The following is an 11,456-nucleotide window of genomic DNA, read 5'->3' as shown; positions in this document are numbered from 1 at the left end:
TCAACGAAGACAAAGCCTGTATTGGCCATGAGAATACGGCTGAAAACTTAGATATACTGCCTAAATAAGCACTTTTAGTATGAGTGAACCTGAAAAAAAGCCGAAAACCACCCATTAAATCACTGACGGGCAAAAATGCTATGTCTTTCAAACACCTCGCTAACTCTGTCAAGATAAATTTTTCCTGCGTAGGTCCTGGTATTTAGGGTACTAGACGTACTACAAAAAGAGTGCTAGAATTTACTGTAGTGGGGCGCTTAGCTCAGTTGGTAGAGCGGCTGGCTCTTAACCAGTAGGTCGTAGGTTCGAACCCTACAGCGCCTACCCACGATTATTAACAATTATTTTACACGGCTTTTTTGCCTTATAAAGACATAGAGATATAGGTTAAAATTTTTATATTCTATTCCATATATGTAAAATGCCCTCCTCAATAAAAACAGGATAGTAGGATGTTCCAAAATCAAACGAAAAATGTATTAGATGGGGAAAAGAAGCAGGTTATCGCCTCATATCATTGCGCGAATTCTGTAATTCCATTATTAATGCATCGTTTTATATTAGCCCAAAATTTCTCTATAGGGTTTAGATCAAGTGAATAACGAGATAAGAATATTATTTTTTAGCCAAAAGATGCGATAAGCGCGCTTTTTTTTTGGACTTTATGAAAAAAAGTGTTATCCATAATTATCCCAGGCTTTAAAACTTTGATTAAACACTGTTTTAATCAATTCAAAAACCCCTTAGAGGGTCACCTCATCAAAAATTTTGTTTCAAGATATAGAAAAGTATGTCCTCACTCCAGCCCCCTCATTTTTCTGAACCTCTTGATTGATTGTCCTAGCATCTGAGCTTGTTCAGAGCTATATTCCTGCTTATTGCCTACCGTGGCGAGCGTTTTCCTTCCGTATTCTCTTTTGATCCTCACCAAATGACCTATCTACTACCCAATGTAAGACCCAATGACCTCTAATATATGAGAGTATTGTTTCAGGACTAACTTCTAAAGAAGATCCATACTACCGCACTTCACTAAAAAACTTACCTTTTATCTCACGAGCCGATTCTATTCGCGCCATGCTTTTAATGGAACGCCCATTAGGGGTATTTAAGATGAGCCATTGACTATCCTGACTTACCGAGAATTTTCTAACTTCAACCCTCGCGTGCCCCTTATCGTAATTTGCGCAATATTTGATCGCTTCTAATGGTGCTTTTTCAAAATATCGCGTCACATCATCTAAAAGATTTCCCTGATTACCTTTGAGAAAAAATATATAATCTCCTCCTTTACCCAGGATTTTATCTGCAACGTTAAGTGACATCCCATGGCACCTATAGTGAGAATCGATCCTTTACTATTCAGCCAATCCAATATTTTCGGTAGTGCTGTGATCTCCTTGCTTTTATCCATTATCTTCCCTTGGCCTAGCCTCTGTAGCAAAAGCGCGTATCTTATGTAACATCTCAACTGCGTCTTGATACTTTTCCATCGATTGCTATAATATTGCCGGGCTATTTTTACTTATGCGCTTCACCCAGGTACGAAATAGATCGTGAAACTGATCAGGATCAAGGCTTCTAAAGAACCTGGGAAATGTATCGTCACGGAATATGCGGTTATTATAGGGCAGATGACTCCTGAGATCTATTTTTAACTTCCCAAAATCTTCAACATCTTGCCATCCTTCAGGCCAGCATAGCGCTGCGCACAAAACTGCTACCCCTATCTCAGACATCCCATGCAGCCTATTCTTTACTCGATCTAGAATCTTTTAGGGGTTTAAAATGATCTACCCCCCCCCTTCTTCTACTTCTTTCATGAACCTTACCTTAAATTGTTCACCATCCAAGGAATTCCCTTATTATTTTTCTTTTTTCAAATATTTATTTTTATGAGGGGGCCTTGAAATCCCTTATGGGTTTTATAGATTGATTGCACTAAGGCTTCTACACTGTGAAGTTTTGTGGAATGCATACCACGCTTTTTAGAAACCAGTTTCTCACTTTTTTGCCCCATCTTTTCGCTTTGCAAATCACTATATTCACCCCACTTTCAGCGATATATATAAGACTTTTCTTTGGTATCTCTTGAAGGACTTTTAAATATCTATCTTGCTTTTCTTGACTAGCTTTCCCAGAAGAAGAAGTTTTTTATCGCTAAACCCTAGCTTCTTTAAACTAATTTGGCATATCTTTTGCTTATCGGAAACTCAGCCCTAATATCTTTTAATCTATTCTTCTCATTATTTTTAACAAATAATTCTACCTTTGAATAGTCCAGTCTACGTTTGTATTCTAAAATGTTCTCTATCGTGGTAATTTCTTTTGTTCTTATATCTTTTATGCCATCTACTGACTGTTTTCTATGTACTTCAAACAGTTTTGATGCTTTCTTTTACATTTTTTTCTTTATTAAGAGAATGCGTTACTTGTTTTATTAAACCATTACTCTATGGTCTTGTGAACAATCAATTCCATAGCACCCATGATTTTTAACGGATCTTGCACTACAAATCTTTTTAATCATTGGGTAAAACACTGTTTAATTAAAGCCGTAAACCCTAAATTGATTATGGATAATACATCATTCCACAACGCTCAAAAGACAAAAGCAATTGATTGAATCGATTGGCTGAAAAATAATATTTTTATTCCCTTATTCACCAGATCTAAATTATTTTAGCCATTTAACCAGATACCCAATGAAAAGGAGTAGAACTGAACATGATTTATTACAACCCATTGGAGAATAAAAAAACATTTTATTCGTACCATATATTTTATATATAAAGAAAAGAATAATAGTGATGAATGTTCCATAAATATTGTTCTTTTTGTCAAGGTGTCTACGAATTTTAGGAGAGATAGCAGCATCAGAACCAGTCACGTAAACGGGTGAAATAGCGGGGATAAAGTATAGAATTGACATCAAAGAGAGGTGAGAAATGTCACAAAGCTATACAAGTGATCTAAAAGACGAAGGGTGGAAAGTAAGCAAGCCCTCCGGCTAAAGATACTAGGCGGGTATGGAACGGCAGAGTTTATATCAAAAATGACTGGTTTTGGAGAGATCTCCCTAAAGCGTTTGGGCTATGGAAGCAAGTATTGAACAACTTTAACAGGCTAAAGCATAGGGGGGCATTCAAGCATTAATGAATAAACCCAGAGATATTCTCAGAATGAAGAGAAGGAAACAGCAAAGTCCTAGCATAGGAATCATCGGCATTCAAGCATTAATGAATAAACCCAGAGATATTCTCAGAATGAAGAGAAGGAAACAGCAAAGTCCTAGCATAGGAATCATCGATAGCCAGAGCCTGAACCTAAGCTCTTTTAAACAATGCAGAGATGGAGGCAAGAAAGTGGTAGGTAGTACATCTAGGAGGTAGGCACTTTGGGCTATAGGCTAAGTACCGCGCTAGGCTTCATGATAGCACGTGTGCCAAAAAAGTATTATTTGGGTTAAGAGAAAAATTTCCAAGGCTGGTGAACATTTTAGCACATCAAGGCTATCAAAGTGATCTAAACCAGTGAGTTTATCTTCATACGTAAGGATCTTTACTGAGTATTATAAAACAATGGAGACAAGGTGTAGAGCGTTCATTTGCTTGATTAAAGCATTTTAGGAGGCTATCCAAAGAGTATGAGAGGTCTACTGAATCAGCCAAAGCGTTTATTTCACTCGCTTTCACTAAAATAATCCTCAATAGATTAGAAAAATGGTTTATGTGACTATCTCTAGTTGTACATAAGATAGCATACATAAAATACTTACGCCAAAACGTGAGAAAAAAGTAAGAAAAAAAAATTATTAAGCCTTCAGTCGCTATAATAGAAATTCGTTCTATAAAAACAGCTCAACAAGAGGTCTAGAGGCTAGGGATCCAGGCAAGAAAGTAAAGCGCTGAAAACACTATATAACCGTTAAGACCTTAAGTCTGCTCCTAACGTGTGATACATAGTAACCATATTTAAACAAGGTATAGGGTTATGGTGGATAAAAAAAAATAGTTGCATTGAATGGGCCATGTCAATGATGAATTAACGTAGTTTTTTGTACCGCTTATCAAAAAAGTTTCCGTTCTAACTAACTTTAATATACTAAATAACAGCGTTCCCATAATGCTTGAGTCGTCTATTGTGTACATATCAAAAAAGTGATACTATTAATTTTATGCAGCATGTTTTTGGTATCGCCTGTGAAAATTCAGAGTCAACGTTTTGAGACCGCTCTAGGCGCTTTTATTTTGTTGTGTGTGGTTACAAGCGTTGGATTTATTCTTATTCGTTCGAGAGGAATAAACAAAAAATATGTTACGGTGTATGCAGAGTTTGATGCAATAGATGGTCTTCGCCTGGGGTCTCCTGTAAAAATTAATGGCGTAGCTGTTGGAAGTGTACAGAAATTTACGTTAGACCCTGAAAGTGGATCTGTAAAAGTAAAATTTACTATATTAAAAAAAATTGAACTTCCGGAAGATACCTCTGCATTTATTACGGGGGAATCCCTTTTCGGGGAAAAAGTATTAAAACTTGACTTAGGTTCGTCGGAAGTAAAGATGCGCGCTGGAGAGATCATCTATCAAACTCAAGCCCCCTTAATGATTGAAGATTTGCTATATAAGTTTTTAGTACCTGATGAAAAAAAAACACGAAAAGAAAGCTCTGAAGGAAAAGACCATGTAAATTCACCTCCAACAAAAGAGCATACAGATTCTCATCATTAAAAAATCACTCTTAGGAACAGTGCATACGCAAATATTTTCTAAAAATAAAATTATAATACGTGTTTGTGTAATCTAATACTAAGCTCCCCCCTTCCCTTCCCAACGCAACAAAAAATTTAACCCATTTATTTAGGAACACTGTGATGAACTCATCTTCCACTTACTCTTCTAAAAATATCGAAGTTCTTAAAGGCCTTGATGCTGTGCGAAAACGCCCAGGAATGTATATAGGTAATACTGATGATGGCAGTGGTCTTCATCATATGATCTGGGAAGTAGTAGACAACGCCATCGATGAGAGTCTGGCGGGACATTGTAACAGTATTGAAGTGGTTCTAGAGCCTGACGGCAGTGCTTGTATTACTGATGATGGGAGAGGTATTCCTGTAGACATTCATGAAGAAGAAGGGATTTCTGGTGCAGAGCTTATCATGACTCGGCTTCACGCTGGAGGAAAATTTAATCAAAACGCCTATAAAGTTTCTGGAGGATTGCATGGTGTAGGAATTTCTGCAGTTAACGCCCTTTCTTCTTGGTTAGATCTTACAGTTTGGAGAGACGGCTCTACCTACAAGATGCGTTTTTGTAAGGGTGTCCCACAGGGAAGTTTAGAGCGGGTAGGAGAAAGTGACCGGAAAGGAACCCAAGTAAAATTTCTTCCCTGCAGCGAAATTTTTAAAATTACAAATTTTGACGCAACAATATTGGAAAAACGCCTACAAGAATTAGCCTTCCTCAATCCTTCATTAACACTGTCTTTGAAAGATTGTAGAGATTCCAATAAAAAATCTTGGGTATTTTCCCATTCCGGGGGACTTAAAGCGTATGTTACCCATTTAAATCGAAACAAAGAAGTGTTACAATCTTCTCCTATTTATATTTGCGTACATAAAGATGGTATGACGGTGGAGGCCGCGTTGGAATGGACTGAAACCTATTATGAAAATAGCTTATGTTTCACCAATAACATTCCTCAACGTGAGGGAGGTACACATTTGGCAGGATTCCGTTCTGCACTAACCCGAGTATTTAATCATGGAGGATCATCTTATAAAAAAGATAAAGTTACCTTTACAGGAGAAGATATTCGAGAAGGCCTCACCAGCGTCCTTTCTGTAAAAATTCCTGACCCCCGATTTGGCTCTCAAACAAAAGATAAACTAGTTTCTTCTGAAATTCGCCCTTTGGTAGAGTCCGCTATCGCTGAAGGACTTATCCAATGGTTAGAAGAGCATGTGCAAGACACAAAACGTATTTACGCTCGCATTACAAATTCTGCTTTTGCGCGGGAAGCGGCGCGCAAAGCGCGAGACTTAACACGGAAAAAAAGTACATTAGACATTGCCTCGTTACCTGGAAAACTGTCAGATTGCTCTGAAAAAGATCCAGAGAAAAGAGAATTGTGTCTTTTAGAAGGAGAAAGTGCTGGAGGAACCGCTCGCAATGCCCGAGATCGAAAAACTCAGGCTGTTCTTCCACTGCGAGGAAAGATTTTAAACGTAGAGCGTGTGCGTTTCGACCGTATGCTGGCTTCTTGTGAAATTGGAACTCTGATTGTAGCGTTAGGTACTGGTATTGGTGTAGAATTCGATTTAGAGAAGTTGCGCTATCATCGCGTAATTTTAATGACGGATGCGGACGTGGACGGAAGTCATATTCGCACCTTATTATTGACATTCTTCTTTCGACATATGCGGTCTTTAATTGAAAAAGGCCATCTATTCATTGCCCAACCACCTTTGTACGGTGTACGTAAAGGATCATCTAAGATATATCTTAAACATGAAACAGCTTTAGAAGAGTTTCTCATGGATACCGGAATGCGCGGTGCTGTATTAGAAAATAGTTATATGTCTAAAGCAGGAGTTGATTTAAAAGCATTTTTAACGCTGTGTATAAAAGCAAAAGTTCATATTCATCAGCTAGGACTTGAGCTGGGAAATCCTATTATTGTAGAACAGTTATTCTTGGCGGGGCTTTTGGCTAATACTCCTTCCCCAGAAGACCTCCCCCATTGGACTGAAAATGCTTTAATTCAGCTTCAACGATTAGGAGATTGGAGATGGAAAATTCAGCCAGAGACAGAAACCAATTCCCCAGAATTAGTGATTCATTATGAAAAAGATGGCGTTACCTTTCGAAACAAGCTTTCCTATAGCCTCTATGCCCATGGAGAGCTGCGAAAACTTCTTCCTTATCGGGAGTCTTTGTTAGAAATGTTCCAAGAAGTGTGTACACTAAGGCAAAAAGAAGATCGGATTCCTGTATACGGTCCTTGTTCTTTATGGGATCACATGAATAAATACGGAAGAAAAGGTCTAGAGATAAAACGTTACAAAGGCCTTGGAGAAATGGAGGATTATGAATTATGGGAAACGACGTTGGATCCTTACGCCCGGACGTTACTCCAGGTACGTATTGAAGACGCTCAAGCAGCGGATGAACTATTTTCTACCCTAATGGGAGATGCAGTTCCCCCTCGAAGAGCTTTTATTCAAGAACATGCTATGAGTGCCCTAATTGATGCCTAAAGAAAGACTACACCATAATGCACATAAAGATAAATATATAATAGAACTTCTTTATAGAGTTCTGGTGATAAAATCTTTGCCCACTATATTGGTAGCAAAGTATGAACTTAAAAAGATATACTAGAAAAATGACTATAAGTGCTAAAAAAGGAGATGGATATGGAACCAAAATATGCCCAAAACAATATTTTTTCTCCTGCCATATCTTTACAAGAGCAGCTCCACATGGACGTATTTACTAAAAATGCGGCGGTTTATGATCCCGTTGTATGCCGTAACGCCCAGGAGGCTATCCTGGCGCTAGAAACGCTTTACACTGACAGTGTTCAGGATTTGCGCAATGCCGTAGGTAGCCCTTCTACACTGCAAGATCTGAAATTACAATTTAAAGGAACCTACCCCTACTTAGGCATATGGGGAAGCGGCGCGGAACATATTTGTGAAGCATTACGCTCCTGGGCTATCTTAAGGGAAGATGGGTATTATGGTACTACGGTAACACATCCAGATTTGTTTAAAGAATACTGGGGCCAACAGTTGAGTCATCTTTTTTCTGTTCATGAGTTGTGTTGTGTCGTAGGGCGCAGTTCTCGTTTCATTCCTATTTACTTTTTAAAGGAAGATGTTTTGTCTCATGCTAAAGATATTTCAGAAATTAAAGGAATGCTTACTATGCCTTCTCCCAAAGATATGGATGACCAGGTGGCTAACGGAACCGTTGCCTGGGATCAGCTAATGATCAAGCCACTATCCTATTTTTCTGCAGAACGTACGGATTATTCTCTTACCCGTATCCAGCATTACTGTGGAACTCACGCTTCTTCCTTTCAGAATTTTATTTTGTTAACTAATTATCAGCGCTATATAGATTTGTTTTTTTACTACGCAAAGCAACGCTTATCTGAAGAAGATAGCTCTTATACTCATTGGGTAGAGCCTAAAGATACCGAATTATTGGCACAAGATATGGAATTATCTAAAACTCGAGAAGCAGGGCATCATTTCCAGATGCCCGCTTACCACTTAGCAAGAGCAGATAGAAACGGAATTAGCTTAGTTAATATTGGTGTAGGTCCCAGCAATGCTAAAAATATGACCGATCATTTAGCGGTGTTACGTCCCCATTGTTGGATTATGTTAGGGCACTGTGCTGGACTTCGACAAAGCCAAAGGCTAGGAGATTATGTTTTAGCTCATGGATACATGCGGGACGACCATGTATTGGATGAAGGACTCAGTCCCAATATCCCCTTACCCCCGGTAGAAGCCGTCCAAAAAGCTTTGCGTGATTCTATTCAAGAGGTGTGCCAATTAGATGACGCCACCATGACACGTCGTGTTCGGTGTGGTACTATTGTTTCGACTGGAGATCGAAATTGGGAATTGGATGTAGTCAATCGATCCAAAACGTTTCGTCAATGTCGGGCTATTGCCTTAGATATGGAATCCGGAATTGTTGCTGCCAATGGATTTCGATTTAGAGTACCCTACGGGACTTTGTTGTGTGTTTCTGATCGTCCACTCCACGGAGAGCTTAAATTACATTCGATGGCACAAACTTTTTATGAACAACGGGTTAAAGAGCATCTTACTATTGGAATTCATGCATTAGAAGTACTACGGGAATTAGGACCAGATCAGCTCCACACACCAGAATTGCGAGGCTTTCAGGATGTTTTATTTCGATAAAAAAATAGATAATTACTGAAAGAGTTCTGTGAAAAATACCACAAAAATTACGGTACCCCCTATAAGAAAATTACTAGAATTAAATTTTTTTTCATCAAAGTCCATTTAGCGTCATTATCGTTGAAATCTTACGGCGTAGAACAGCTTAGGATGTGTTTTCTATACGTAGACCCGAAAAATAGCGTTAATTTTTTCTCAATACCAACACCCAACCAATAGAGTGCACGAGTACTAAATTTGATCTCTGTAAATCCTGTAACTTCCATCATATTTTGAATTTTCCTTTGGGGAAATTATTGCTCCAGGCGTGTACCATGTCATTAACATTTTCTATTAAATCTGAAATTTCTGATGCACACAATATTGCTAAAAAAATTATTGTGAGCCAAATGTACCCGAATTATACTGCAGCATCAGCGTTCAAACAAAGAATGATCATGAGAGTAAAGTAAGATCCAGACTCTTTTTCAGCAACATTTGAGCAGTATAATGTAATCTTTTTAATTTCAGAATACAATGTATCTAAACAAAAACAGAATTGCGAGGCTTTCAAGATGTCTTATTTCAGTAAAAAAATTTTATCAACAGGCTTTTGGAAAATCGTCATTTTTATTGGTTTAGGAATTCTTTTTTTTATATACTTTCCAATAATTATAATCGGCTTAGTGGTAGCTATCCCTTTTGTCTTATTGATAGCTATCCCTTTTGGAATAATTTTTCTTTTATTTATTTGTATTAAATATTTTTATTCAATATGGGTAACAAAGATCATGTATGCACGTTTTGATTCCATAGATGGGTACGCACTAGAGGTGGGGGCTCCAGTCACGATAAACGGGGTCACTGTAGGACAGGTAAAAAAATTCATACTGAATGTTGAAAACGGAACTGTAAAAGTAAAATTTAGAATTTCAAAAAAAATTCAACTCCCCGAAGATTCCTTCGCCTCGGTTTCAGAGGACGTGTCCCGTGGAGAAAAAGTATTAAAAATCTATTTTGGCTCGTCCAACATCAAAATGTCTCCTGGAAGTACACTAAACTAAGCGAAAGATCAAGGAAACGGAACACTTATAGGGTTTAGGGCTACTAACCCTCGGTTATTCCACAAGCCTCCATTTCCTCCAAGGCAAACTGATGTAGAGCCCGAAGGGGTTGAAGATCGGGTATGTCATTTTTTGATAAAGGTAGACGCACCATATCTGAAGAGATGAAGTTAAGGAGACGCATTAAGGCTTTGACAGGAATAGGGTTTGATGCTTTAGAAAGAGCGTTTTGAGCATTCCAAAAAAATAACTTTTTCCAACGTCCCGCTAAACTCTCCTGAACGTAATACTTTAAAAGGTTTGGCCAGACATTAGATAAAACCGATACCAATCCTTTAGCACCCAAGGTACTGTACGCCGCCATTAAATGATCATCTCCGCACAACAATTGGATACGTGGTGCTGCTTTAGTGTACTCAAAAGCGGTTTTAAGACACCCACTCGATTCCTTTAAACCAAATAAAAATGGATGATCTTTTAGAAAAGACAGTGTATCTACAGATAACGAAACCCCAGTACGACGGGGTATATTGTACAACATCACAGGTTTTTGTGCCATGGTTAGTATAGCCTGAAACCACTGACTTTGGCCCTCTTTTCCAGGACAAGTATACAGGGGAGTACTCACTAAATATCCTTGTATTGCATATTCTTGACATTGCTTAATGCAGTCCACTGCTCCCTGTAAACTATAGGTAGGGAGTGCACAAAATATAGGGATATTTAAATCTAACCGCATCACAAACTCTAAAATACTTTTTTTTTCTTCTACAGAGAGTGAGACTCCTTCTCCAGTACTGCCAAACAGAATAATACCGTTTTCACACAGAGCTTGTTTATGAAGAACACGCTCCAGTGCTTTATAATCTATATTTAAGCTATGATCTTTAAAGGGAGTAATGCACGCAGTCCACACCAAAGGCGGTTTAAAGTCAGATAGGTAGTTCACAATTTCTCAAAATTTTACCATGCTTCTTATCATTTTAGGATCATCAAGGGCAAAAAATCAAGAGGACTAAACAAGAACTTCAGAGCCTAAGCATGAAGAATTTTTTTGACAAAGTTAGATCGGTGTTTGAAGAACATAGCATTTTTGCGCATCACTAGACCTCTTCAGAAACTGGATTGAATTTAAAGTTTGATGTAAACGCTCTATAGAAGGATCTGTCATGAAGTACGAAACCATGAAAAATATAGAAGACGAAAAATTTCGTCATTTAACAGGCGTTAAAAGATCACCTTTTGAAAAGATGCTTGATATTTTGAGAGAAGCCGAAGGCCTTAAGAAAGCGAAAGGCGGTGGAAAGAACACGCTTATTTTAGAGGATCGCCTTGTTATTTCTCTTGAGTACATACGGCAATACCCGTACTTATTTCCATATAAGTCAAAGCTATGCTATGGGGTAAGTGAGCGTACGGCTTATGATACGATTAAAAATGGATAGAGAGAACGCTTATCAAGC

General features: G+C 38.2%; 7 protein-coding genes, 1 tRNA gene and 1 pseudogene. 6 read left to right on the top strand and 3 right to left on the bottom strand.

The features are described 5' to 3' along the window. Nucleotides 1–251 precede the first annotated feature (251 nt). Nucleotides 252–324: transfer RNA gene (locus tag HCUR_RS03395), tRNA-Lys, on the top strand. 695 nt (nucleotides 325–1,019) lie between these two features. On the opposite strand, the gene HCUR_RS03390 is transcribed toward HCUR_RS03395, so the two are convergent. Beyond that, entirely contained in the window at nucleotides 1,020–1,325 is a 306-nt protein-coding gene (locus HCUR_RS03390; RefSeq protein WP_104206747.1) for a hypothetical protein, read from the bottom strand. Nucleotides 1,326–1,499: 174 nt separating this feature from the next. Then, nucleotides 1,500–1,748 carry a transposase family protein gene (locus HCUR_RS10155; RefSeq protein ID WP_423751892.1) on the bottom strand — a complete coding sequence of 83 codons (249 nt, stop codon included), beginning with the start codon at nucleotides 1,746–1,748 and terminating at the stop codon, nucleotides 1,500–1,502. A gap of 2,436 nt (nucleotides 1,749–4,184) precedes the next feature. Between HCUR_RS10155 and HCUR_RS03370 the strand changes: the two genes are divergently transcribed. The 4 genes from HCUR_RS03370 (at nucleotide 4,185) to HCUR_RS08470 (ending at nucleotide 9,993) form a co-directional block, all read left to right on the top strand. Then, entirely contained in the window at nucleotides 4,185–4,730 is a 546-nt protein-coding gene (locus HCUR_RS03370) for an MlaD family protein (RefSeq protein ID WP_104206744.1), read from the top strand. 143 nt (nucleotides 4,731–4,873) lie between these two features. Beyond that, on the top strand, nucleotides 4,874–7,261 hold the full coding sequence (gene gyrB, locus HCUR_RS03365; RefSeq protein ID WP_104206743.1) for a DNA topoisomerase (ATP-hydrolyzing) subunit B: 2,388 nt from the start codon (nucleotides 4,874–4,876) through the stop codon (nucleotides 7,259–7,261). Nucleotides 7,262–7,420: 159 nt separating this feature from the next. Then, entirely contained in the window at nucleotides 7,421–8,950 is a 1,530-nt protein-coding gene (locus HCUR_RS03360) for an AMP nucleosidase (protein ID WP_165780707.1), read from the top strand. A 770-nt stretch (nucleotides 8,951–9,720) separates the two neighbouring features. Beyond that, complete coding sequence (locus tag HCUR_RS08470; RefSeq protein WP_165780706.1) at nucleotides 9,721–9,993, top strand: MlaD family protein; 273 nt, start codon at nucleotides 9,721–9,723, stop codon at nucleotides 9,991–9,993. A 43-nt stretch (nucleotides 9,994–10,036) separates the two neighbouring features. Here the strand turns inward: HCUR_RS08470 and dapA are convergent, their stop codons facing one another. Then, nucleotides 10,037–10,942 (bottom strand): 4-hydroxy-tetrahydrodipicolinate synthase, encoded by a 906-nt coding sequence (gene dapA, locus HCUR_RS03350; RefSeq protein ID WP_165780705.1) that lies wholly within the window; start codon nucleotides 10,940–10,942, stop codon nucleotides 10,037–10,039. Between the two features lie 220 nt (nucleotides 10,943–11,162). Between dapA and HCUR_RS03345 the strand changes: the two are divergent. Then, nucleotides 11,163–11,456 (top strand): annotated as a pseudogene (locus tag HCUR_RS03345) (helix-turn-helix domain-containing protein); the annotation flags it as partial.

The organism is Holospora curviuscula (assembly GCF_002930195.1).
GTDB lineage: Bacteria > Pseudomonadota > Alphaproteobacteria > Holosporales > Holosporaceae > Holospora > Holospora curviuscula.
This window is presented reverse-complemented; position numbering and strand designations above follow the sequence as displayed.